Here is a 25057-nt window from a genome sequence, read left to right as displayed (position 1 = left end):
CCGGTCTCGGCACTCCGCAAGCGAATAAGGGGAATTCCATGGCTAAGTTACATCTTGAATTGACGGGCGTTGAAATGGCGTTTGATACGGCAAAAGGGCCATTCATTGCGCTGGATAACGTGAACCTGAAAATACAAAAGGGCGAATTTGTTTCACTGATTGGCCACTCCGGTTGTGGCAAATCCACTGTACTCAATATCGTGGCCGGCCTCTTGCAAGCCTCCAAAGGCGGCTGCGTGCTGGACGGGCATGAAGTGAACTCTCCCGGCCCGGAGCGCGCTGTGGTGTTTCAGAACCACGCACTGATGCCTTGGCTGACGGTCTATGAGAATGTCGAGCTGGCGGTACGCCAGGTGTTCAAAAAGACGATGGGCCGGCAGGAGCGTAAAGAGTGGATTATGCACAATCTGGAACTGGTCAATATGGCCCACGCTGCCAGCAAGCGGCCCGGTGAAATTTCCGGCGGCATGGCCCAGCGAGTGGGCATAGCCCGGGCCTTGGCCATGAAGCCAAGCGTGCTATTGATGGATGAGCCGTTCGGGGCACTGGACGCGCTGACCCGGGCCCATCTTCAGGACTCGTTGATGGACATCCAGCAGGAATTAAACAATACCGTGATCATGATCACCCACGACGTCGACGAAGCCGTGTTGCTGTCTGACCGCATCATTATGATGACCAATGGGCCGTCAGCGACCGTCGGTGAGGATTTGCGGATCGACTTGCCCCGGCCTCGCGACCGGGTCGCTCTGGCGGACAACCCCCAGTACGTTCATTACCGTCAGGAAGTACTTTCATTCCTGTACGAAAAACAGCGAAAGCTTGAAACCATCAACACCCGTCGAAGCAGCCCGCAAAAGGCGTTTGCTGACACCTCCCCGGCCAAGGCCAGGGCATAATCCAATCCCGGGTTTTGCACCAGCAGGGCCCGGGGGGTCCGCACTCAAGTCAACACGTTCGCCATGGAGATGAGCGCACGCGCCACCTCCGGCAAGCGCTTACCCTGGTCCATTGCCAACTTGCGTAACACCCGGTGAGCCTCATCGTCATCAATCTTGCGGTGCTCCATCAAAAGCAGAACCGCCTTTTCCTGAACCCGCCGGTCCTCCAGCGCTTCTTTCGCACTTTGCAGCTCCTCAGACATCTGCTGCAAACGTTGGTTCTGTTCCTGAATCAAATCCAGGATCGACCGGCTCCCCTGCACCCCTTCCTCAAGGGAAGCCAACAGCGTTGCCTGATCAGCCAATGAACTCCGAGCCTCGGCATAACGTTCCACACAACGATGGTGAAAGGCACTTTCGACCGAATCCTCCATCTTTTTCAGATCGTCCATGCGTTCCGTCATCAACATAAACCAACGTTCCGCCAACTTCGGGTCCAGGGGTTTGTAGGGCCCAACCGACACACCGATCTGGCGCAGCCGTTCTATCTCAAGCTCCCGCGGATGCTCGCGAAGCTGCTGCCAAAGCGCAAGACTGCCCTCAGGAGCGTGGGCAACGAACACCTCAAAACAACGATCCTGAGCCTCGAAAAGGTGCGCCATGCGCCGTGACAGTGCACGATCAAAGTGCCCTCGGGCAAAACCGTTCGAGCCAGCCGCCCGTTCCTGTCCGCAATACTCTTTCCCGGTCATCACATGAACCATGGCAACGAGGAGGCCCGCAATCGACGGTTCCACAACGGTCTCTGCCGCCTCGCAAACCACCGTAATCAATTGATGAATGGTCTCACCAAACCAATCGACAACCTCTTCTGCCGCGATCCCCTGCTGCTCAATTCGCTGGCGAACGCCTGCAAGCTGCCCCAAGCCGTGCAGTGCACTGGCAATATGGCTAAGCAACGGACTGCTGACCGGATGGCCGATCAACTCTTGCTGGATATCGCTCAAGGCCTGATCGAAGTCGGCTGCGTGCTTGTCCGTCTGCTGGAGAATGGCAGCTCGCTCACCCGCGCACTGCTGACCGTCCGACCCCAGATATAGACTGGTGACACCTCGCTCACGCTGCAAACCATGGATCAGGTGCCCGACGCTCTGCACCAATCGTCCCATCAACAAAAAGTACTCCAGACTTCGGACTTCGCATTGCCGCGAAGCGATCAGGAAATCAGCCGCGGTGGCAGTCTGTGATCGAGCTGAACCGGATGTTTTGCTCACGTTATTGCTCCTGTTGTTGCACCAGCTGACAGGTTTCAGGCAACGCTGCCTCTGTCCACCAACGCTTATTCACATAGCTGAACCTAAAACTGAGCAATTAACAGACCAGCCTCTGAGGCCCCATCTTCGGGCATCACGCCCTACCAAAGGGCAGCCCTTACAACAAACCCACAAATCAATTTCTTTAAGCCATTGAAATATATAGCCTTAAAAAACTGGCACGGAGATCGCATTACGTAAATCAAGGACGAAACTTCGGCCACGGTTGGCTGAACACTTGATCATTGTTGTTGGCATTGGCGCCGGTTCATCGTGCTTTCTCAGGAAAGCGGGATGCCGGCGTTTTTTTTGGAATCCGGAAAGGGGCTCATTATGACCGCAACCGAAAACGCTCCCTTGGTGATCTGCGGCCACGGCATGGTGGCTCAGCGCTTGATCGAGCAACTCGTCGCTAATGGTCATCCTTTCAGCAAGATTGTGGTTTTCAACGGAGAACCGGTTTCGGCCTACAACCGCATCCAGCTGTCCTCCCTGCTGGCCAATGAAATCACTGAGACGGACCTTGTCCTCAAGCCCGATGATTGGTTCTCACAGCACCGGATCCAAGTGCACAACCACACACCGGTCACTCGTATTGATGTTGAACAACGCCAAGTCGAGACTGCGCATGGCCATGTACAGCCCTATAGCAAGCTGATACTGGCAACCGGTTCGAGTCCGTCCACCCTTGGCATACCGGGCGAAGGTCTCGACGGTGCGCTGATGTTTCGCAGCTTGGCGGACACCCGAGCGATGATCGAAAAAGCCGGCAACTACCAACGCGCCGTCGTGATCGGCGGTGGTTTCCTGGGACTCGAAGCGGCCGAAGGCCTGCGCGCAAGGGGCATGGCGGTGACTGTGCTGCACCGAAGCAATCGCATTTTGAACCGGCAACTGGACCCCACCTCCGGCGGTATGCTGAAGAGACTGTTAGAGCGTCGCGGCCTCAACATTTTGACCGGTTACGCGCCGAAAGCACTGCTCGGAAAAAAACAGGTGCGGGCGGTTCAACTGCAAGACGATACCGTGCTCGCCACCGATCTGGTGGTGATCGCCACGGGCATTGCTCCGAGCACGAAACTGGCTGCCGCAGCCGGCTTGCGCTGTGACCGAGGCATCTGCGTTGATCGCCAGATGCGCACATCCGATTCCTCCATCTACGCACTTGGGGAGTGCAGTCAATTCGGCAACGAGACGTTCGGTCTGGTTGAACCGGGCTTTCATCAGGCACAAGTACTCGCCGAGCACCTCTGCCGGCATGAGGATGACCAAGGCTTTAAACCGGTTGAAATACCCACACGCCTGAAGATCAGCGGCATTCCCATTTACTCCTGTGGCCGCGTAGAACCGGGCCCGGACACCCAAACCATTCAATGGCGCGACGGTCCCAAGCACCGCTATGGCCGCCTGTTTATCGAACAGGATCGTTTGGTCGGCGCCCTGTTGCTCGGCGACACCGCGAACGGCGCTTGGTACACCGATCTGATTCGCAGCGCCCAAGACATTACCGACTACCGAAGCGCCATCGCTTTCGGCAAACCCTATTGTGAAGCAGCAGCGTGAACGCTGCCTTGGGAGAGGAACATACCATGAGTAAACAAACCTTGATCGTGATTGGCAACGGCATGGTCGGCCATCATTTTCTCGAGCAATTCGTCCAGACCCCTGCGGCGGAGTCGTTCCAGATTCTCGTTTTTGGCGAAGAGAAACAACTGGCCTATGATCGGGTTCACCTGTCTGAATACTTCACAGGCTCCAGCCACGCTGACCTGGCGATGGGCACAGCCGATTGGTACGAAGACAACGGCATCGACCTCCACTTGAATGAGCAGGTCACCACCATCGACCGCTGCAATCGGGTGGTCAGTACGCCTAAAGGCGTCTATCAGTATGACCAGTTGGTACTCGCGACCGGATCCTATCCTTTCGTACCTCCGATTGCCGGCAATGAGCACGACGGCTGTTTTGTGTACCGCACGCTGGAAGATCTGGACGCCATTCGTGCCAGTGCCAGCGAGGCCAAAACCGGTGTCGTAGTGGGCGGAGGCCTGCTGGGACTGGAAGCCGCCAACGCCCTAAAGAGCCTTGGCTTGCAAGCCAGTGTGGTGGAATTCGCCCCTCGTCTGATGCCCGTTCAACTGGATGACCAAGGCGGCGCCTTGCTGCGACACAAGATCGAAGAGTTAGGCGTTCAAGTGCATACCGAGAAGGCAACCAACGCCATCGTGCCGGGCCATGAAGCCCGCTTGCGTATGAATTTCTCCGATGACAGCCACCTCGAAACCGACTTGATTGTGTTCTCCGCCGGCATCCGGCCTCAGGACACGCTTGCCCGGGATTGCGGTCTCGAGATTGGGGAGCGCGGTGGCATCGTCATTACCAATCAATGTACTACCTCCGACCCCCACATTCATGCAATCGGCGAGTGCGCGCTGTGGAACAACCGTATCTTTGGGTTGGTAGCACCGGGCTACACCATGGCCCGGACGCTCGCGGCGGCCCTCAATAACGACAGCGAGGCCGCTTTCACCGGTGCCGACATGAGTACAAAGCTGAAACTCCTGGGTGTGGATGTCGGCTCTATTGGCGATGCTCACGGCCAAACAGCCGGCGCGCGCAATATTCGCTTCCACGATGAGCAGACCGGCCACTACCGGCGCATGGTCGTCAGTCAGGACGGCCAGAAGCTCTTGGGCGCCATTCTGGTAGGCGACAACAGCCACTACGATACTCTGCTGCAATACGCGCTCAACGGGCTGGACTTACCCAGCAATCCGGAAGTGCTGATTCTGCCGGAAAGCGAGGGCGGAGCACCCACCCTCGGTGCCGATGCACTGCCCGATACGGCGTCCATCTGCTCGTGCCACAACGTCACTAAAGGCGATATCTGTAGTGCTCTCGATGCCGGTTGCACAGACCTCGGAGGAGTAAAGGCCGAGACCAAAGCCAGCACCGGCTGCGGCGGCTGTACGGCACTCCTGAAGAAGGTGGTCGACAGCGAACTGGAGAAGCGGGGCGTGGAAGTCTGCACCGATCTCTGCGAGCACTTCGCCTACACCCGTCAGGAACTTTTCCATCTGGTTAAAGTAAACGGCATTCGCTCCTTCCGCGGGCTGCTCAATCAATACGGTCAGGGTCAGGGCTGTGACATCTGCAAACCCACGGTGGGCTCTATTCTCGCCAGTTGCTGGAACGATCACATTCTGGCCACCGATCATGTGCCTTTGCAGGACACCAATGACACGTTCATGGCCAACATGCAGAAGAACGGCACCTATTCCATCGTGCCGCGCATTCCTGGCGGCGAGATCACGCCGGACAAGCTGATTGTGCTGGGTGAGGTAGCCAAGGAATACGACTTGTATACCAAAATCACTGGCGGTCAACGGGTTGATCTGTTCGGGGCCACCTTGAGCGAGTTGCCGGAAATCTGGGAAAAGCTGATCGCTGCGGGTTTCGAGACCGGCCATGCCTATGGCAAGTCGCTGCGTACAGTGAAGTCCTGTGTTGGCAGTACCTGGTGCCGTTATGGCGTGCAGGACAGTGTCGGCATGGCGATCCTGCTAGAGAGCCGCTACAAGGGCCTGAGAGCGCCTCACAAGGTGAAGATGGGGGTGTCGGGCTGCACTCGGGAGTGTGCCGAGGCGCAAAGCAAGGATTTTGGGGTGATTGCCACGGAGAAGGGCTGGAACTTGTATGTGTGCGGCAATGGCGGCATGCGGCCCCGGCACGCGGACCTGTTCGCGACAGATTTGTCCGATGAAGAGCTGATTCAAGCGATTGACCGGGTTGTGATGTTCTATGTCCGGACGGCGGATCGGTTGCAGCGGACCAGTGTCTGGCTGGAGAACCTTGAAGGCGGCTTGGAGTATCTGAAGCAGGTGGTGCTGGAGGACAGTCTGGGTATTGGTGCAGAGCTGGAGCAGCACATGGCGGAGATTGTCGACACCTATCAGTGTGAGTGGAAGACGGCGGTTGAGGATCCGGAGAAGCGTAAGCGCTTCCGGGAGTTTGTGAATGCGCCCGAGCAGAAGGACCCGGTGCAGCAGTGGACTTCAGAGCGTGGGCAACGTCGGCCTGTTTTGGAATCTGCCTAGAGCTTTGGGTTGGTGCAGAAGCAAGGCGGCATGGGGCTGCTTTCTTCCGGAAAAAATAACTCGCTTTGCTCAGACATCTTTTTTCCTGCAGAAAGCAGCCCCACACCACCTCACTCAGGAACTTATTTGGTGGCCCGACGGGGCATGACAGACAGTTGGAGAACGTTATGAAAGCTCGTACTCATTGGGATTTGATTTGTACCGTTGAAGACCTGGTACCGGATTCAGGCATTGCGGTTTGGACGAAAGACGGGCCGATTGCGGTGTTTTATTTGCCGCATCGGTTACCGGCGCTGTTCGCGGTCAGCCATACCGACCCGTTCAGTGGATCAAACGTGTTAGCGCGGGGGATTACCGGGGATGTGAATGGTGAACCGGTGGTGGCTTCGCCGTTATATAAGCAGCATTTCAGTTTGCGCTCTGGGCTCTGTCTCGAGGACGACAGCGTGCAGCTTAAGACTTACCCTGTGCTGCTGGACGGTGATCGAATTCTGTTGGAGCTTCCTGTTTCGGTCGGTCGCGCAGAATTCCAGGCAGCCTGATGCGGGCATTTCAAGGCGCTTGACCGGGTGTGGTGCCGCGTATAGTCTGCGGCAAACCCCCGCGGATTCGGAGTGCCCCAGGTTATGGAAGATCACAGCCAGTTTCGTTTGTTGTCGGAACGGCGGTTTGCACCGTTTTTTGTCACCCAATTTGCGGGTGCGTTTAACGACAATCTGTTCAAAAATGCTCTTTTGTTGCTGGTGACCTATAACGCCGGTGGGCTGTTTGGGCTGTCTTCCAGCGTGGTGGTCAATCTGGCCGCCATGCTCTTCATCCTGCCGTTCTTCTTGTTTTCTGCCGTCGCCGGCCAGATTGCAGACCGCTATGAGAAATCCGGAATCATTCGCTGGGTCAAGTTCGCGGAGGTCGCGATCATGGCGGTGGCCGCGGTCGGGCTGTGGTTTGGCTGGCATGAGATGTTGTTACTGCTGCTGTTTTTGATGGGCGTTCAGTCCGCTTTTTTTGGTCCGGTTAAGTACGCGATTCTTCCCCAAGCTTTGGATAACTCGGAGTTAGTGGGCGGCAACGCTCTGGTGGAGATGGGCACCTTCGTCGCTATTTTGCTCGGAACGCTGGTAGCCGGGGTGATGATGAAAGCGCCTTTGCCGGGGCCAATGATCGCCATCGCGGTGTTGGTGGTTGCCGGGGCAGGTCTGTTTTCTGCGTTGAAAATACCCAAGGCCGAGGCTGCGGCACCGGATCTGAAGATCAACTTCAGCCCGTTGAAAGAAACCTGGAAGCTGATGGCCATTGCCAAAGAAAACCACAACGTGCTGTTGAGCGTTGTGGCCATTTCCTGGTTCTGGTTTTTGGGTGCCGCCTACCTGACCCAGTTCCCCGGCTTCGCCAAGGATGAACTGCTCGGTGATGAAACCGTGGTCACGGTTCTTTTAGCCATTTTTACGGTCGGTATCGCGGTGGGCTCCATGATTTGTGAGCGAATGTCCGGCCACAAGGTGGAGTTGGGCATTGTCCCCATTGGTTCATTGGGGCTGAGTCTGTTCGGTATTGATCTCTACCTGAACATGCCCGCACAGCCGGTACCCTCCGACTGGTGGATGATCTTCACCGATAGCAATTACCGCCGGGTCGCACTGGATCTGTTGGGCATTGGTGTCTCCGGTGGCCTGTTTATCGTGCCGCTGTACGCCTTCGTTCAGCAGGAAACCCCGCCAGAAACCCGGGCCCGCGTGATTGCGGCGCTGAATGTGTTCAATGCCCTGTTTATGGTGGCCAGTGCGCTGTTGGGCATGTTGGTGCTCGGCGTGATCGGGCTCAGCATTCCAGAGTTTTTCCTGGTGTTGTCGATCATGAATCTGATGGTCGCGGCCTTCGTGTACCAGCAGGTACCGGAGTTCGCGCTGCGCTTTGTGATCTGGATGATGTCGCACACGATCTACCGGGTTAAACACCACAATCTGGACCGGATTCCGGAAGAGGGGGCAGCGCTGCTGGTGTGCAATCACGTGTCCTATATGGACGCACCGGTGATCGCCGGCGCGGTGCGTCGTCCGGTTCGCTTTGTGATGGACCACCACATTTTTGCCACGCCGGTGATGGGCACCTTCTTCCGGATGGCCAAAACCATCCCGATCGGCTCGAAAGTGAAGGTACCGGAAATCTACGAAGCGGCGTTTGATAAAATCGACGAGGAACTGGCCGCTGGGAACCTGGTGTGCATTTTTCCGGAAGGTCGACTGACTTCGGATGGCGAAGTCGCGGCGTTCAGAGCCGGGGTGGAGCTGATTTTACAGCGTCGGCCAGTGCCGGTGGTGCCACTCGCCCTTCGGGGCCTGTGGGGAAGCTTTTTCAGTCATTACGGTGGGCCGGCGCTCACGCACTTACCAAAACGCTTCTGGTCGCGTATTCATCTTCTTGCCGACGAGCCTGTCCGTCCAGAAGCAGCAACGGCCGAAGCACTGGAAGAAAACGTTAAAACGTTGAGGGGCTCGCACCCCTAACGCGTTTTATCCGGCGACTTGCTTCCTGTGCAAAATCCGACGAGTGTTGGGTCAATCCCGTACAGCGATAATCGCGTTAGAATCGGTTTCAATATCAATAATAAGAGATCTGCCGTGAAGCCTTTGAACCCGACAGACCAACTGTTCCTCTGGTTGGAAAAACGCCAGCAACCAATGCATGTGGGTGGCCTTCAGATTTTTTCGTTTCCGGAGGGAGCTCCGGACGACTATGTTGCCCAGCTGGCCGAGCAACTTCGGAAGCAAGAGCACATCACCCCGCCATTCAATCAGCGCTTAAGCTATAAGCTGGGCCAACCGGGATGGGTAGAGGACGAGCATCTGGACCTTGAGCATCACTTTCGCTTCGAGGCCTTGGCAACCCCCGGGCGTATCCGGGAACTGCTGTCGTTTGTGTCGGCCGAGCATTCGCACCTGATGGACCGGGAGCGGCCCATGTGGGAAGTGCATCTGATTGAAGGCCTGAAAGACCGGCAGTTTGCGCTCTACACGAAAGTTCACCACTCATTGGTGGATGGTGTCTCCGCCATGAAAATGGCCACTCGAATGCTCAGTGACAACCCGCAAGAAACCAACATGGCACCAATTTGGGCCATGCCAGAGCGCAGCCGATCCGGAGCAAGCGACCGCTCGACATCCCTGTGGAGCAGCGTGGCGCATTTGTTGGGAAATTCCGGCCGACAACTCAACACCATTCCAGCGGTAGCAAAAGAGCTACTAAAGACCATCAATCAGGCCCGTAAAGACCCGGCCTATGGCTCCATTTTCCACGCGCCCCGAAGCGTGCTGAACCAGAAGATCACGGGGTCGCGCCGTTTTGCAGCGCAGTCCTATGACTTGAAGCGCATTAAAGCCGTTTGCTCAGCCTACGAAACGACCGTTAATGATGTTGTGACCGCCATGTCTGCGTCGGCCCTGCGCACCTATCTAATCAACCAAGGTGCGCTTCCGGCCAAACCACTGATTGCGATGGTGCCAGTTTCACTACACCACGACGACAACTCTTCCGGAAACCAAGTCGGGGTGATTCTCGCCAACCTGCATACCGACCTCGCGGACCCGAGCGAACGGCTGAAGAAAATTCACCAAGGCATGCAAGAAGCCAAACAGCGCTATCGCCAGATGTCACCCGAAGAGATTATTAACTACACAGCCCTGACCCTGGCACCCGCAGCCTTCCATTTGCTAACCGGCATGGCACCCAAGTGGCAAACCTTTAACGTGGTCATTTCTAACGTGCCTGGACCGAATACCCCCCGTTACTGGAACGGCGCCAAGCTGGAGGGTATGTATCCTGTATCCATCGCCATGGATCGCCTGGCGTTGAACATGACCCTGACCAGCTACAACGATCAAATCGAATTTGGCCTGATCGGATGCCGGCGTACCTTGCCAAGCCTTCAACGAATGCTGGATTACCTAGAGGACGGTTTGGCGGAGCTTGAAGCTGCCGCCGGCCTGTAATCAACTCAAGCGAAGGTTACTGTTCCGCTCGGAAATCTGGCTGTTGAGGGTCCAGAAATCGTACAGCACCCCGATGAAAAACAAACCACCAGTAAACAAGTAAATGATGCCCGTTATCCACTTACCCATGTACATACGGTGCACACCAAAAACACCTAGGAAGGTGAGCAATATCCAGGCGATGTTATAGTCGGTTTGGCCTTCCTGAAACCGGCTATCGGCTTCACGGTCCATCGCCGGTATCAGAAACAAGTCGATGATCCAACCAATCAAAAACAAGCCCAACGTAAAGAACCAGATGGTGCCGGTAATGGGCTTGCCGTAATAAAACCGGTGTGAACCCAAAAACCCGAAAATCCAGAGTAGGTAACCAATAATCTTACTGTGGGTATTCCTGCTTTCGATCATGTTTGTCTGCATCCTCCCGGATGTTTGCTATAAATTGGTTTCTGTTGAAAGTTCCGAAAAGCTCGCACCTAATTATCTGCGCCACCTTTCATGACTACCTCACCTTGACGCCACAAACGCCATTCCCCGGGCTGGTAAATGTCCCATTTTTCATCGGTGGTTAAAGGTTCGGTGACGATCACGCTGACCACATCGTTTCGGGTGGTTTCCGCTTCGAAATCGATGGTCACATCGGTGTCTTTCAATCGCGCGGGGCCAAAAGGGGCTCGGCGGGTGATGCTGGCCATCTTGGTGGTGCAATAGGTGAACAGCCAATCACCGTTGCTCAGCAACAGATTAAACACACCTTGGCTGGCGTATTGCGAAGACAATTTGACCAACCGTTCAACCATCTGTTCCAAGCTGTCGTCCCGGTCGCAATGGCTGCGCAGATGATTAAGCATGTCGCAGAATAACGCCTCGCTGTCGGTACTGCCGACCGGCTCGTAAAAACCCTCCGGTGTCCGAAAGCCGGTGAGCTGACCGTTGTGGGCACACACCCAGTAACGGCCCCAGAGTTCCCGAATAAACGGGTGCGTATTGGCCAGGCAGATCTCGCCGACATTGGCTTGCCGGATGTGGCAAAGCGCCACTTCGCTTTTGATCGGATGGGTTTGGACCACTTCGGCAAGACGCGAACTGGCGCTGGCATCGGAGTCGTGGAAGCAGCGAATGCCCTTGCCTTCGTAAAAGGCCACGCCCCAACCATCTTTGTGAGGCCCGGTTTCGCCGCCCCTGCGAGTGAGGCCGGTAAAGCTAAAACACAGGTCTGTCGGGGTATTGGCGCTCATGGCCAGCAGTTCACACATATTTCGGTGGTTCCTCGAGCAAAATCATCGGTCGGCGCAAGCATACCGTATTCAGCCCTCACCTCCAGCCGCGGCATCATTCTCGCGAGCGGGTTGCGCTTTGAACGACGAGGTTACCTGGTTACGGCCGGCCCGCTTGCCCCGGTAAAGATACTGATCGGCCACCGAGAATAAAGTGTCTGTCTGACGGCCATCTTCTGGCCATTGCGCCACACCAAACGACGCGGTGACCGCCATATCCGCATTGCCAAGGTTCAACCTTCGGGCGGCTATTCGCTGCCGGAGCTCTTCAATGAGTTCATAGGCGGCGTCAGGCTGAACATCCCGCAAGATGAGGCCGAACTCTTCACCACCCAAGCGGCCAACAAAGTCCGTCACACGCAGCCGTTCCCGCAGGCACTGGCCGATTTCCTGTAGCACATAGTCGCCGGCTTCATGGCCATGGGTGTCGTTGATCACTTTAAAGTGGTCAATATCCATCATCACCAACGCAAAAGCTGCGTTGCTGCGTTCACTTTCAGCGATGGTTCGAGTCAGCGTAGACTGAAAATTCCCACGATTAGCCAACCCAGTCAGTGCATCCGTCTGCGCCACTTCAATCAATCGTTGTTCGGCTTCCTCGCGCCGGGCTTCATACATATACATGAACACCTGCATCAAGCTGCTACACAGCACCATGTTCAGGAAATCAATGACGAAATCGGCCGTACTAAGCCCCTCGATGCCACTCAGGAAAACGACGTATACAACGCAACCCAAGGCCATGAAAGGCACACTAAGCGTCATGCCTTCGCGCCTACCCAACAACAGATAAGCCAGTACAGGCATCATCAACACCCAAACAAACGCCGCCATGGAGGCGTCCGGCAAGAGCATGATGACAATGAAAAATGAGAACAGGATAAACAGATAGCCGTAAACCCAGCGTTCAAAATGCGGAGTGTGATTGATTCTGGCAACACCAACAAAGGCCAAACCGCCAATTACACATTCAACAGCCGATACCCAAGGGTAGCCACTGAACAGCTGAAGAGTGGCGAACACCATGAGAGACAATCCCGTCACCCAAAGCAAAAACCGGGCGAGCGATCGGCGGTGGTTATCCCTTAGCCCGGAACGGCTCAGCGTCATCGCTTTGCCCAAGTCCGGGTGGTTTAACATATCCATAATGGTTCTGACCTAGATCAGGCTTCTACTTAGTCTAGTACATTGACCGACTATAAAACACGGAGCCGTGTTATTCCCTAACGGCTTTGAAAACGCTCAGTTATACAGGTTCTTTCTAGAGAAACGTTCAACTAAGGGTTGATATGCTGCTCCCAACAGCCGGTTGATAGCATCGATTCCCCAGGCATCAAGCCCGACCAAAATCCGGGATTCGTTCTTCAGAATCCCTTTAACGATAATCTCGGCGGCCTTTTCTGGTGTTGTGATAGCCAATTTATCAAACCCCTTGCGTTGAGCCTCTGCATTTTCAGTTTTACCCATCCGAGCTGAGTTGGCTATATTCGTCCGAATTCCGCCCGGATGGACACAGCTAACCTGAACTGGCTGGCGTTCAAGCTTCATTTCTTGTCGCAACGATTCCGTAAACCCACGCACAGCAAATTTAGCGGCATTGTAGGCACTCTGTTTCGGCACCCCGATAAAGCCAAACACACTGGAGATATTTACCACGTGGCCCTCACCAGACGCGATCAGGTACGGGAGAAAAGCACGAGAACCGTGAGCCACACCCCAAAAATCGATATCCATGATCCATTTAAAATCGTCATCGGTCATCTCCCGAACCGATGCCGACAAAGCGACGCCTGCATTATTGATGACGAGGTTAACGGCTCCAAAATCGGCCTGCACTTGCTCTGCATGGGCATATATCGCATCGCGCTCCGAGACATCCAAGTAGTAGGCTTTGACATCTGCCCCTCGACAGGCAGCCACCGTTTCTGCCAAACCGATTTCGTTAACATCAGACAGCGCCAAACGACATCCCTTCGAGGCCAACAACTTGGCTAACCCGCGGCCGATTCCTGAACCCGCACCTGTAATCACCGCGACTTTGTTTTTGAGATTTTTCATTCGGACAGCCTTTTGTTTTATTGTTGGTTAATCAGGATACTGTAGTACCCCTCCACTGTAATACTTGGTTGAAGCCTCGCCATGGCATCAAACATCCCTTGAGGCTGTCATTCCGGCCACAACACTTACAAACAATCCGTGCAGCGAGTCAGAGACGGCATCGAGTTCATTGGTTACAATCAAGCTTCTTCTGAATTCATGCCCTTCGCTTGGAACTGATTATGGAATGGAGTCTTACCCATTTATGGCTGATTCTGGCCTTGGTCCTCAGCCTTGCTGAGCTCACCTCCGGTGTACTTTTGCTGTTGGCGCTTGGCATTGCGGCAGCACTAACGGCCTTAGTGTCTTTTCTGGGCGCCCCGTTTGAATGGCAACTGGTCACCATGGGCGTCATGTCCGGCATTTCGGTGCCCGTTGCCATTCGCTGGATACGCCCTCGTTTTTCACCCAAAGGCGTGGCCTACGGCACCACCGGCACCGGCGTCGAACACGGAATGACCTATCGAACGCAACTGCGTGACTTTGATGGGGCTACCGGCATCAAGGTCAACGGTGATTTCTATCGTTTGAAGCTGTCCGATGGCAGCAGCCCCGAATTGCCGGAAGGCACCGCAGTGATTTTCGAAAAATTTGATGGCACCACCGCCATCGTGCATCTAGCTCAACCCAAACAGGAAGGTTAAACATGGAAGCATTCATTACTCCGGGGCTGGTTATCAGCTTAATTATTGTCGCTGTCGGCATTTTCATTATTGCCAAAGGTCTGGTGATTATCCGTCAGTCCGAGGTGATGGTTATCGAGCGGCTGGGTTCATTTAACCGCGTACTCGAGAGCGGCATCAACATCATCATTCCTTTTATCGAAAAGCCCCGCCCAATCAGCATGATTCGTTACATGCGCATGGGTGAGGAATACCACCCGGTGACCAGTGATGAAGTCCGCATCGACCGCCGTGAAACCGTGATGGATTTCCCGGGCCAGCCGGTAGTGACTACCGACAACGTGACCGTGAAAATCAACGGCGCGCTCTACTACCAGATCATCGATCCTCGCCGGGCCGTTTACGAAGTTGCCAACATGAGCCAGGCGGTAGAGGTGCTGGCTAAAACCACTCTGCGGTCGGTGGTGGGCAAAATGGAGCTGGACAAACTGTTTGAATCCCGAAGTGAAGTAAACAGCGCCATCCAGGCAGAAATGGAAGAAGCTGCGTCAAAGTGGGGCGTAAAGCTCACGCGAGTGGAAGTGCAAGACATCAGCATGCCGGAAGAAGTTGAGGAGGCCATGCGCCTGCAGATGGCCGCGGAACGAAAGCGCCGTGCCACGGTGACGGAAGCTGAGGGTGAAAAAGCCGCAGCTATTGCCATGGCTCAAGGCCAGCGTGAGTCTGCCATCTTGAATGCCCAAGGTGATAAGGAATCCGCGATCCTGCGCGCTCAGGGTGAGCAAGAATCTATCCGCCTGGTACTGAATGCCATCGGCGAAAATGAAGAGAACAAGCGTACCGTTGTGGGCTATCTGCTGGGCCAAAGCTACATCAAAGCCCTGCCGACCATGGCCAAAGACGGCGAGCGCGTGTTCGTGCCTTATGAATCGACCGCGTTGCTGGGCTCTATGGGCATGTTCCGAGAGTTGGCCGGCAGCCCCGAAGATACCGTACGTGATAGCTTGCGCAGCGGCATGGTTGCCTCAGCCGGCACCAACTAAAAGTAACCAGGCGCTCGCTAACCCAACAGGTGGTCCAGCGGGCGCTCGTAACTGGGCGCGAATACCTCAAGGAAATACTGCACTTCGGGTGACGCGTCTTCTTGCAGGCGCCGGAGTATCTGCTCCGCTGCCGGCTCGAATTCTTTGTTACCGGTCTGGATTTCGGCTCGACATTTCAACAGCGCCGACAACCGGTCCGCTGACTTGATCAGCTCTTGTTCTTCCGCGGTCCACTGCGATTCCCGCAGGTAGGGCGCAAAAGCATCCTGCAATTCATCTGGCAACAACGCCAACAGCTCGGTTTCAGCTTTGTGTTCAATGTCGCCGAACACCTCCCGCATCACTTTCGAGTGGTACTTCACCGGAGTCGGCATATCCCCGGTAATCACTTCAGTGGCATCGTGATAGAGCGCGGCGGTCGCAATCCTGTCGGCGTTTATCTGGCCATCAAATTTGGTGTTTCGGATCAGCGCCAGTGCATGGGCAATGGTCGCCACTTCCCACGAATGGGTTGCCACATTTTCTTCAATGGCATTACGCATCAAGCCCCAGCGTTTGATCCAGCGCAGCCGGGACACATAGGCAAAAAAATGGCTCACGGGCGTTTTCTTCAGACTCATTCAAGTTTCCTGTTGGGCTGCACTTAGCGCACATCCAGCGTGAAAGGTACGATCACGTTCCCTTGTTCATCCAATTCCGAGTGTTGCAGGGTATCCAGTGTGAAAAGCTGGTCATCGGGCACACCGTGGGTGTCTTGCAACAACCGATGAACAGTTTGCCCACGCATGGCTGCCAGCTGACTCAAAGCTTCCGGTGGCAATTGGCGTTCGCCAGTTTGATACTCCTGCTGCGCTCGTGCCCAGGCCTCGTCCGTGACGGTTTCACCGGCGGTCCTCATCCGTGCTTTTAACAACACCAGGCCATCCGCTTTGGGTGCCGCGGCGCCACGAATACTCAGCAGTAAATCCGGCCGATCGTTCAAAGCCTTGGCCAATGCGGCGACTTTTTCCGCCTCGCCGTCCGCCAAAGCAATTTTACCGGGCACGAAACTCACCCGGCCCAGTTCTTCGCTGTTGAAGCCGGCAAAATCCGCCAGCGAGCCGAGTATACTAAACGGCGACGCTGCCGCTTTGACCAATAGATTCACGAAGGTGCTCATCACCACCTGACCCATTCGGAAATCGGGATTGGCGATATCCCCTTTTATGGGCAAATCCACTTCGATAATGCCGTTTCGATTCGTGAGCAGTGCCAGACCCAGCTTCACTGGCGCATTGACAGCTTCTTCGCTGGCGATCGCTTGGCCCAATCGCATTTGGTCCAGACGGAGCTGGTTCGAGGCCTTCAAGCTCGTGCCGGTAATCTCGTAGTCCAGCTCAAGATTCAGCTTTCCGGCATCCACTGCGTACCCTAAATATCGGCCGATGTAAGGCGAAAGTACCGGCAAAGACAAGCCTTCCATAGTGAGCTTCAGATCACTGGTTTCATCCGTGCCCAAAGCGCCCAACGAGCCCTCGAATTTCACCGGGGCTCCTCCGGCCAATTCGCCTTGTAAATTAACCAGTCCCTGCTGGGGCGGCACGTTGCTGATGCCGCTCACAGAACCGGATAACGCCTCAAAGCTGGTAGTGAAAACGGGCGTGAGCGTTCGGTCGGTGTAACCCACCGAGCCGCCATCAATGAGCAACTCGCCAATCCGGAAAATAAATGCGGGTTCGCTGTCTCCGTGCTTTTCGGATGCAGAATTGGCGGATTGCTCGCGGGCCCCAGCATCCGGATCGGATTTAACAATGCGCTCAATATTGTGAGCCCCGCCTTTTACTCGAACCAGATTAAGAGAGGGCTGCTCAAGCGTGACCGTGCCGATTTCCAAGCGCGCCGGGTTAACATTGAATTCCACCGGTGCCAATCGCAGCAACTGCCAAGACACCAACTCGCCCTCTAGGTCAGGCAGGCGCAGATCAAAGCCGGTAATTTGTGCCGAACCGCTGAAGGTGCCGGTTACCGGAGCATCTTGTCCATCCAGATCCAGATTGCCATCAAAGCCCAGTGTGCCATCCTCCACCTCGACATTGGCGCCAAGCTGTATGTAGGGCTCAACCGCTGCCAGAGCAATGCCGGATCCCGCCAAAGCGGCTTCAAAATTGAATGGAGTGGGAGTAAGCTGGCCCTTTGCGGTAATTTGGCCGCCACTGGCCAGTTTGGTGGATAGTTCGTAGGCCGCAGGCTCATCCGTCCGGTGAGAAAGCTTACCGATGGTAACGGACAAATCCACCAACTCCAGCTCCGCGGGCTGAGCAGCCGCCTCATCCCGCCAGCGCAAGCGACCCTGCGTTAACTCAACACCCTGAACCTCCCAGCGGAACGACTGATCAGGACTCTGCGGTGTTTCAGCCGCTGGCGTTGTCTCGGCTGGCGGCAACGAAGCTTGCCAGTCAATACTGCCGTCAGATCGCCGGACTGCCGACACCATCGGCTGTTCGATCCTTACCGTACCGACCTGCGCTTCTTTACCGGTCAGATCGAAGCCCACGCCATCTACTGATAAGGCTTCAATATTCAGCGCAGGCTCTTCAATACCCTCGGCCAACGCTAGCGCCAGCTTTTTAAGCTCCAATTTTCCGCCGGAGGTTTCGAGTTGAAAACCACGTTCGTTCGAGAGCCAATAGTTCGACTCAACGGTGACCCGTCCACCCTTTAACTGCCAGGGAAGGTACGGTTCAAGGTACTTGGCCAAGGTCTTATAATTGACATCGGAAAACCGAATCCGTCCTTCGGAATACAGCGGGTTAATACTCAGCTCACCCTCCCATTCAAGGGTTTGCTCACCGATGGCGGCCTGAATGGAGTAGCGACTATCCTCTTCACCCCGCGACCAAGTCGCCAGATCGTCAACAGCAAGGTCCAGAGGCTCAATCTCCAATTCGACGGTGTCATCCTGAGTAAAGTCTCGGAATAATAACTGGCCGCCCTCAATAGCCAAGTGCCCAAAATAGAATTTAGGTGGCTCAGACGCTTCTTTATTCGCCTTAGGTGCATCCCCCCCTGCTTCCGGATTCGCTTGCTTCCAGTCCCGCACGAAATTGACGGAATAATCCTGCAGCAGATCCAGCCGCACGTCGGGCTTGATAAGGCGTATTTCATCAAACCCCACCACACCCCTGGCAAGCTGCAACACATCCAGATTGACTCGCAAATGTTCAAACGCGGCAACGGGCCGGTCTTCGGCGTCTTGAGCCGAAAACACATCTGCTTCCAGGCTGAATAGAAACGGGTTAAAGCGAATGTCGGAAATCTGGGCCTGCCATCCCATTTTGTCTTTGAATTGACTCGGAAGCTCTTTCTCCAGCCACCATGGCAGTAACAGGAATCCGGCCAGTGCGTACAGCACCAGTAACACACACAACCCGATCAACAGGTTTCTGACCCTATGACTTCCTGCCGCTGATTGGCCCACAAAACTCTCCCTTACTCGATATGTTCATACACTACGATCACCACTCAAGCATAGCGTTCAGACAGCGGCTTTGTCAGCCAAACCTGACAGCAGCCGCAGAACCGGATATCCTCAACTCCTTAAAAACTCCTGTGACCGCCAACGGAGAATAGCTCTATGGATATCGGCGATATGCGTCGGGAATTTGAAAGTGAGGGTCTTGACCGCGAACATGTGCATGACGACCCGGTGATTCAATTCCAGAATTGGTTCGAAGACAGCCGTAAGGCTGGTATTCTGGAACCTAATGCTATGTCTCTGGCTACCAGCGGCGCAGACCAGATGCCCGATATCCGGACCGTGCTGCTAAAGTATTTCGACGACCGCGGTTTTGTTTTTTACACCAATTACAGCAGTCGAAAGGCTCGCGAACTTGATCAGAATCCGCGCGCCGCTCTGCTCTTTCCCTGGATCGGTCTGAATCGTCAGGTTCGGATTCAAGGCACGGTGGAGAAAGTCAGTAAAGCGGAGTCATTGAGGTATTTCACCTCAAGACCCCGGGGCAGCCAGATCGGCGCTTGGGTTTCCGAACAAAGCAAAGCGATTACATCACGGGGTTTGCTCGAGCAAAAAGTTGCGGAAATGAAACGCAAATTCAGCTCTGGAGAAATTCCTCTTCCTGATTTCTGGGGTGGATACCGAGTGGTTCCGGAGCGAATCGAATTCTGGCAAGGACGACCCAGCCGGCTTCACGACCGATTTGAATACGTGAGAGAAGCGGATGCCTGGACAATCCAACGACTACAACCCTGACACCCCTAAAATCTGGCTGTGCCACCAAATCTCGCGTGTACCGGATTTTTTGCCGGAATGGCTAACGACGTTTGAGCGCGACACGCTTGCAAAACTGGAGGGCCCGCGCCGCGGCGAATACCTGTCCAGCCGCTGGCTGATTCGCCAAGGTTTGAGCCAAGCCAGCAACACACCAGCGGAACAGTGCCATCCTGTTGATGGCCGTCCTATAGCTTCACAGTTTCCGGCCGGGTGGTACCTGTCACTCAGTCACAGTCAGGGACTTAATGCCGTTGCGATTGGCCCAAGCCCTTTGGGCATCGATGTTGAGCCCAGCCAGCGCAAGCCTGATTGGCAAGGCGTTGCCAAACGCTGGTTTTCGCCGGTAGAGCAAGAATGGTTAATGCGCGCAAACGACCCCTACGAGTTCCTGAAGGTCTGGACTCTGAAAGAAGCCTGGCTGAAGGCAACGCACCGCGGTATCGCCGGCAACCTACAAACACTGGAAGTCCGAAAAGACTTTGAGCTGTACGGTGACCAACCCGACCGACAATGGCAAAGCTGCGGCTGTTACGTAGAGGGCTTTCTCGCCACGCTAGTGTATCAGACCAAAGACTCCGGCCAGGAAGCCAATTGGCCCGCTATTACCTTGCTGGAGCCACCCCCGGAGGATTACAGCCTCGCGCCGGCCAAATCTCTGGACACCATTTGGGACCCGCTCTACCATCGGACGATTCGAGCCAAACGCTAGGAACAACTATGCCTGACACTCAACAACGATGCCCATGGTGTGGTACCGATCCGCTCTACGTACATTACCACGATACGGTCTGGGGCAGACCAGAGCATGACGATCAGGCTTTGTTTGAAAAATTGTGTCTGGATGGCCAGCAGGCCGGGCTAAGCTGGTTAACCATTTTACGCAAACACGACACCTACCGGGCAGCTTACGCCAACTTTGATCCGCTGAAAATCGCCCGGTTCACCGAGCACGATCAGGCCCGATTGTTGAAGGACCCCGGGATTATCAGGAACCGCCTGAAGGTTCAGTCCATTATTCGAAATGCAAAAGCGTATCTGGCCCTGAAAGAGCAGGGCACCGGGTTTGCGGAGTTTCTGTGGCAGTTCGTCGAACATCGTCCGATACAAAACCACTGGCGGTCGATTGAAGAAGTCCCTGTCAGCACGCCCGAATCCGAAGCTATGTCCAAAGCCTTGAAGAAGGTCGGTTTCAATTTTGTTGGCCCTACCATTGTCTATGCGTTCATGCAGGCTTGCGGCATGGTTAATGATCACCTTGTGTCTTGCCACGCCCACATCGAATGCCAACAGCTGGCACAATGATCTTATCAAGCCCGAATTAGACGCCGTCAGAATTGGAACCGAACAGAGCCTGCAATTTTCTTAGCGCACTTTTTTCGATCTGTCGCACGCGCTCTCGACTGAGGCCAATCTGTTCCGAGATCGTTTGCAAGGTATCGGGTTCAATCAAGCCAAGTCCATATCGCCGGGTGAGAATATCCCGCTCCCGATCTGACAGTTCACTTAGCATGCGCTCAAGACGGACCATCCGGTCTCGCGCCTGGAACGGTTGATCTGGGCGGGTAAGCACGCCGGCGTCGAGCCTGTCTGCCAGAGTGAATGAGCCGTCTTCGACCAGCGGGACATCGGTAGATACCTCCCTCGATGCCAAGGCTCTCAACTGACCAACTCTGGAGGGTGTGGCCTCCATTTCATGGGCCAGTTCGGACTGAGTGGGCTCCCGACCAAGAGATTGATGCAAACGCATAGAAACCTTCTGCAAACGCCGGATCTCCTCCACCACATTCTCCGGTGTGTGCACCACGCGCATTCCCCGTTGCAGACAACGCTGGACTTCCTCGCTGATCCACCAGTAAGCGTATGTCGAGAATCGAAATCCCTTGCTCGGGTCGTACCTCTCAACCGCCTTGATCAGGCCGACGTTGGCATCCTGGATGAGGTCGGACATCGGAATGCCATAATGGCCGTACCGGCGTGCGATATGCACCGCCAGCCTGAGATTACTTTGTATCAGACGCTCACGACAGGCCATGGCGAGACGATAAGCCCGTCGAAAGCGGGGTGAAAAGGCACATAGGTCGCCCAGACTACCAATCGCCTCCCGCAGGGTGGGTGGCGTGTCTTCAGGCATTGCCAGTTCAGCATGAATGATCCGTAGCGACCGGATCAGCCGTTTGGCCAGACGCCGTTCGGCAGTTTCACTCAAGAGGTCATAACGAGACGCATCCTTGAAATACAGCCCTACCAGAGAATCCCTTTCACCATCGTAGGGCGGAGTCGGATGCAACCTTGGCTGGCCCAGTATCCGCATCGTTCAGTACCGATTTAATATTTACTGACAATACGCCGATTGGGGTGGCATGGATTTCCCCACGAACAGCGGAAAACCGAAATAGGAAGTATGGATGTGGGGAAACGGAAGGGATCGAACCGCCCGACCAATAGGTCTCAGAGAATGTGAGACGGCCGGCCGGGCGCCCGATCGGGAGGCAAGACAACCTCCATTACCCGCAGACGAAGCGACCGTGTTCGTCTGCGGGTAATTTTCAGGGCGTCTCGGACGCCGCGACGATCGCGTACTCATGGTTGTGGGGCTCAATAAGAGCGCCGTGCAACGCAGCGATCGCAGAATCATAGTGGTCTTCATCGATCACGAACTGGATGTCCACCTGACGCATGCACTGGTGAATCGCCAGTACGCTGATACCTTTATCTGCAAGCGACTTTACTGAACGAGCCAGAATACCTGGCACTTTCATATCACTGCCTATGGCCGAAACCAAAGCAACCTTTCGGGTGCTCAGCTCAGCATTCGGGAAGGCTTCTTCCATCGCTTTCACCACACGCTTCACATGCTTAAGCGTTGTATCCACGTAGTGGGTAATGGTGTTGGCGTTGGTGTCTTTAGAGATAAAACGCACCTTGAAACGTGACAGAATATCCAGCAAAGCTCGATCAGAACCCGGCTCACCTTGCATGTCCTGATCGAACACTTCGATGGCAAAGACACCCTTGGCACCCGCAATAATTTCGACTTGCGGCTTTTCACTGACATAGTCGCCGGTGATCAGCGTACCGGTGTGCTCTGGCTCGAACGTGTTCATCACCCGCAGGGGAATCTCGTTTTGGCGCAATCCCTTACCGGCACGGGGGTGGATAGCTTCCATACCCAGGTTGGCCAGCTGGTCGGCTACGTCGTAGTTGGTGCGACCCAGCGGAACCACCTTATCTTCGCCCACGATGTTCGGGTCCGCAGAGCTCAGGTGGTACTCTTTGTGGATAATCGCTTCGCAGGCATTGGTCATGACCGCAATACGACTAAACGTCATCTCGCTGTAACCACGATCGAAGGTACGCATCAGACCTTCTTTACACTGGGCGTAGCCGGTCACGATCGGCAGTTCGCGGCTCAGATCGACATTGTCGAACGCCTGCTGCAGCTTTTCATCCAACGGTAATAACTCGCTGTCACGCCAGCCGGTCAGATCAACAAAGCGAGCGTTGATGCCTTCTTGCTGAAGTTTCAGCGCCGTATTGAAGGCACTGTGGGCCTCACCAATACCCGCCAGCATTTCCCGTACCGTCAGCAGGTGTTCTTCCAACTGGAATTGGCCATAGGAACACAGGCGCTGAAGGTCGATCAGGCAACCCCGGACCCCTTCAATGCGGTCGGTAATGAACTGGTCGGCCTGCTGTTTCAGCATCGGGTCGACAAACAGGTCACCGTTGATGTCGGTCAGCAGCTTGATCAGGGTGGTCAGGTCATCGCCCCAAGCCCAATCCGATTCTGCATCGGCAAACAGGGCGTAAACGCCCGGCTCACCGGTCTTCTTATGTTCCAGCAGTTCGTTGGTGACGCCGCCGTAGGCAGAAACCACGAAGATCCGCTGATAGAGGTCCGTCTTATCGCGATTACCAATAATAATATTGTCGCGCACGGCCTCGTAGTTGCTCATGGAGGTACCGCCGATTTTCTCGACGGTGTGCTGTGCCGTAGTCATAAATTTGCCTCTGCTATCTACAGAATAGGAGTAAATCAGTGCAAGCGCCTTAAGACGCCTTGCTGATTTCCTTCTGCATGATTTCATCGACACTTTCGCCCAGCAGCTGGGCACCACGGCGCAGATCGTCCTCACTGGTGGTCAACGGCATCAGGCATTTGATCACTTCGTCGTTCGGGCCACTGGTTTCGATGATCAGGCCTTTCTCGAACGCCAACTGGGTGATCGGACCGGTGACATCGGCATTTGCCGCTTCGATACCGCGCATCAGACCGCGGCCTTTCACCTTGAACTCGCCTGGGTACCGGTCACAAATCGCCTGCAGTTCCTCGCCCAAGAGTTTGGACTTGGCTTTCACCGAGTCGGCAAAGGCGTCGTCTTTCCAGTATGTATCGATGGCAGCACGGGCGGTGACGAAGGCCATGTTGTTGCCACGGAACGTGCCGTTGTGCTCACCGGATTCCCAAATATCCAGCTCTGGCTTGAACAGCACTAAGGCCATTGGCAGGCCATAGCCGCTCAGGGACTTAGACACGGTAACGATGTCCGGCTTGATGCCTGCAAATTCAAAACTGAAGAACTCACCAGTACGGCCGTTACCTGCTTGGATATCGTCCAGAATCAGCAGGATGTCGTGCTTTTCGCACAGCTCTGACAAACCTTTCAACCATTCAGCACGAGCAGCGTTCAAACCACCTTCGCCCTGAACCGCTTCCACGATTACGGCAGCCGGAGTTTCGATACCGGAGGAACTGTCTGACAGCACCTTGTCCATGATTGCCAGGGAGTCCACATCTTCACCCAGATAACCGTCATAGAACATGAAGTCGACATTGCCCAGCGGCATGCCTACACCACCACGGTGGTGCTTGTTACCGGTAGCCGCTACAGCGCCGGTCGTTACACCGTGGAAACCATTGGTGAAAGAAATGATGTTGGTACGACCTTTCACCTTGCGCGCCAACTTCATCGCGGCTTCGACACAGTTGGTACCGGTCGGGCCGGTAAACTGCATTTTGTAGTTCAAGCCACGGGGCTGAAGGATATTCTTCTTGTAGGACTCCATGAAGTCCTGCTTGGCGGTGGTGAACAGGTCCAGTCCTTGGCTCACACCGTCAGCTTCGATGTACTCGAGCAGCGCTTTTTTCAGGATGTCGTTGTTGTGGCCATAGTTCAATGAACCAGCACCGGCCAGAAAATCCAGGTACTGCTTGCCATCTTCGGTGTACAAATGAGCGTTCTTGGCGCGGTTAAAAACCACCGGAAAGGCGCGGGAATAAACACGTACTTCGGATTCTGTAGACTTAAAAATTTCCATTGTCTTGCCTCTTAGCATAGTAGGTTCGAGGTTGTGCGCGGCGGTTTGCTGGTAAAACGTATCGGTCGCAACAAACCTACCGGGCGTTTATTTCAGCCACATAACAGGCCCACCTCGGGCGGCCCGGGCTGTATAAAATCGCGGTCAATAA

The 25057-nt window shown here is 55.1% G+C and carries 21 protein-coding genes; 11 read left to right on the top strand and 10 right to left on the bottom strand.

Features of this window, described 5'->3' with window-relative positions; genetic code table 11:
- Positions 1–38: 38 nt before the first annotated feature.
- Positions 39–899, top strand: coding sequence for an ABC transporter ATP-binding protein (locus tag K5L82_RS14990; protein WP_133006841.1), 861 nt, complete (start codon positions 39–41; stop codon positions 897–899).
- A 44-nt stretch (positions 900–943) separates the two neighbouring features.
- On the opposite strand, the gene K5L82_RS14985 is transcribed toward K5L82_RS14990, so the two are convergent.
- Positions 944–2155, bottom strand: a complete 1212-nt coding sequence (locus K5L82_RS14985) for a nitrate- and nitrite sensing domain-containing protein (RefSeq protein ID WP_316933407.1) — start codon at positions 2153–2155, stop codon at positions 944–946.
- Positions 2156–2527: 372 nt separating this feature from the next.
- Here K5L82_RS14985 and K5L82_RS14980 point away from each other — a divergent pair, with 372 nt between their 5' ends.
- The 5 genes from K5L82_RS14980 to K5L82_RS14960 all read left to right on the top strand — a co-directional run bounded on the left by K5L82_RS14980 (position 2528) and on the right by K5L82_RS14960 (position 10277).
- Positions 2528–3757: an NAD(P)/FAD-dependent oxidoreductase gene (locus tag K5L82_RS14980; protein ID WP_223134691.1), complete on the top strand. Its 1230-nt coding sequence runs from the start codon at positions 2528–2530 to the stop codon at positions 3755–3757.
- Between the two features lie 26 nt (positions 3758–3783).
- Positions 3784–6291 (top strand): nitrite reductase large subunit NirB, encoded by a 2508-nt coding sequence (gene nirB, locus K5L82_RS14975; protein ID WP_223134690.1) that lies wholly within the window; start codon positions 3784–3786, stop codon positions 6289–6291.
- 167 nt (positions 6292–6458) lie between these two features.
- Positions 6459–6833 (top strand): nitrite reductase small subunit NirD, encoded by a 375-nt coding sequence (gene nirD, locus K5L82_RS14970; RefSeq protein ID WP_223134689.1) that lies wholly within the window; start codon positions 6459–6461, stop codon positions 6831–6833.
- 84 nt (positions 6834–6917) lie between these two features.
- Entirely contained in the window at positions 6918–8795 is a 1878-nt protein-coding gene (locus K5L82_RS14965; protein WP_223134688.1) for an MFS transporter, read from the top strand.
- Between the two features lie 114 nt (positions 8796–8909).
- Entirely contained in the window at positions 8910–10277 is a 1368-nt protein-coding gene (locus K5L82_RS14960) for a WS/DGAT/MGAT family O-acyltransferase (RefSeq protein WP_223134687.1), read from the top strand.
- On the opposite strand, the gene K5L82_RS14955 is transcribed toward K5L82_RS14960, so the two are convergent.
- The 4 genes from K5L82_RS14955 to K5L82_RS14940 form a co-directional block, all read right to left on the bottom strand.
- Positions 10278–10685: an NINE protein gene (locus K5L82_RS14955; RefSeq protein ID WP_223134686.1), complete on the bottom strand. Its 408-nt coding sequence runs from the start codon at positions 10683–10685 to the stop codon at positions 10278–10280.
- Positions 10686–10753: 68 nt separating this feature from the next.
- The gene (locus tag K5L82_RS14950) at positions 10754–11533 is read right to left on the bottom strand and encodes a class II glutamine amidotransferase (RefSeq protein ID WP_223134685.1); all 780 of its coding nucleotides are present in this window, start codon (positions 11531–11533) and stop codon (positions 10754–10756) included.
- A 51-nt stretch (positions 11534–11584) separates the two neighbouring features.
- Positions 11585–12700: a GGDEF domain-containing protein gene (locus K5L82_RS14945; RefSeq protein ID WP_223134684.1), complete on the bottom strand. Its 1116-nt coding sequence runs from the start codon at positions 12698–12700 to the stop codon at positions 11585–11587.
- Positions 12701–12796: 96 nt separating this feature from the next.
- Complete coding sequence (locus K5L82_RS14940) at positions 12797–13612, bottom strand: SDR family NAD(P)-dependent oxidoreductase (RefSeq protein WP_223134683.1); 816 nt, start codon at positions 13610–13612, stop codon at positions 12797–12799.
- A gap of 221 nt (positions 13613–13833) precedes the next feature.
- On the opposite strand from K5L82_RS14940, the gene K5L82_RS14935 reads away from it, so the two are divergent.
- Both K5L82_RS14935 and K5L82_RS14930 read left to right on the top strand, forming a co-directional pair.
- Positions 13834–14295, top strand: coding sequence for an NfeD family protein (locus K5L82_RS14935; protein WP_223134682.1), 462 nt, complete (start codon positions 13834–13836; stop codon positions 14293–14295).
- Positions 14296–14297: 2 nt separating this feature from the next.
- Complete coding sequence (locus K5L82_RS14930; protein ID WP_223134681.1) at positions 14298–15317, top strand: SPFH domain-containing protein; 1020 nt, start codon at positions 14298–14300, stop codon at positions 15315–15317.
- A gap of 17 nt (positions 15318–15334) precedes the next feature.
- Here K5L82_RS14930 and yfbR read toward each other — a convergent pair whose 3' ends face one another.
- Both yfbR and K5L82_RS14920 read right to left on the bottom strand, forming a co-directional pair.
- Entirely contained in the window at positions 15335–15937 is a 603-nt protein-coding gene (gene yfbR / locus K5L82_RS14925; RefSeq protein WP_223134680.1) for a 5'-deoxynucleotidase, read from the bottom strand.
- Between the two features lie 23 nt (positions 15938–15960).
- Positions 15961–18774, bottom strand: a complete 2814-nt coding sequence (locus K5L82_RS14920; RefSeq protein ID WP_223134679.1) for a DUF748 domain-containing protein — start codon at positions 18772–18774, stop codon at positions 15961–15963.
- 156 nt (positions 18775–18930) lie between these two features.
- Here K5L82_RS14920 and pdxH point away from each other — a divergent pair, with 156 nt between their 5' ends.
- Genes pdxH through K5L82_RS14905 form a run of 3 tightly spaced genes read left to right on the top strand, consistent with a single transcriptional unit; the run spans position 18931 to position 20889 of the window.
- Positions 18931–19566, top strand: a complete 636-nt coding sequence (pdxH, locus tag K5L82_RS14915; RefSeq protein WP_223134678.1) for a pyridoxamine 5'-phosphate oxidase — start codon at positions 18931–18933, stop codon at positions 19564–19566.
- A complete protein-coding gene (locus K5L82_RS14910) occupies positions 19535–20296 on the top strand; it encodes a 4'-phosphopantetheinyl transferase family protein (protein WP_223134677.1) in 762 nt (253 codons plus the stop codon). Before pdxH ends, K5L82_RS14910 begins: the two co-directional genes overlap by 32 nt.
- 8 nt (positions 20297–20304) lie before the next feature.
- Complete coding sequence (locus K5L82_RS14905; RefSeq protein ID WP_223134676.1) at positions 20305–20889, top strand: DNA-3-methyladenine glycosylase I; 585 nt, start codon at positions 20305–20307, stop codon at positions 20887–20889.
- Between the two features lie 16 nt (positions 20890–20905).
- Here K5L82_RS14905 and K5L82_RS14900 read toward each other — a convergent pair whose 3' ends face one another.
- The 3 genes from K5L82_RS14900 to ectB form a co-directional block, all read right to left on the bottom strand.
- Positions 20906–21898: an RNA polymerase sigma factor RpoD/SigA gene (locus K5L82_RS14900; RefSeq protein WP_223134675.1), complete on the bottom strand. Its 993-nt coding sequence runs from the start codon at positions 21896–21898 to the stop codon at positions 20906–20908.
- Between the two features lie 235 nt (positions 21899–22133).
- Positions 22134–23588 carry an aspartate kinase gene (locus tag K5L82_RS14895; protein ID WP_223134674.1) on the bottom strand — a complete coding sequence of 485 codons (1455 nt, stop codon included), beginning with the start codon at positions 23586–23588 and terminating at the stop codon, positions 22134–22136.
- A 49-nt stretch (positions 23589–23637) separates the two neighbouring features.
- A complete protein-coding gene (gene ectB, locus K5L82_RS14890; protein ID WP_133006860.1) occupies positions 23638–24906 on the bottom strand; it encodes a diaminobutyrate--2-oxoglutarate transaminase in 1269 nt (422 codons plus the stop codon).
- Positions 24907–25057: the final 151 nt, after the last annotated feature.

It is taken from the genome of Marinobacter sp. AL4B (assembly GCF_019916045.1).
Classification (GTDB): domain Bacteria; phylum Pseudomonadota; class Gammaproteobacteria; order Pseudomonadales; family Oleiphilaceae; genus Marinobacter.
The sequence above is the reverse complement of the archived record's forward strand: the minus strand, read 5'-3'. Positions and strand labels throughout refer to the sequence as shown.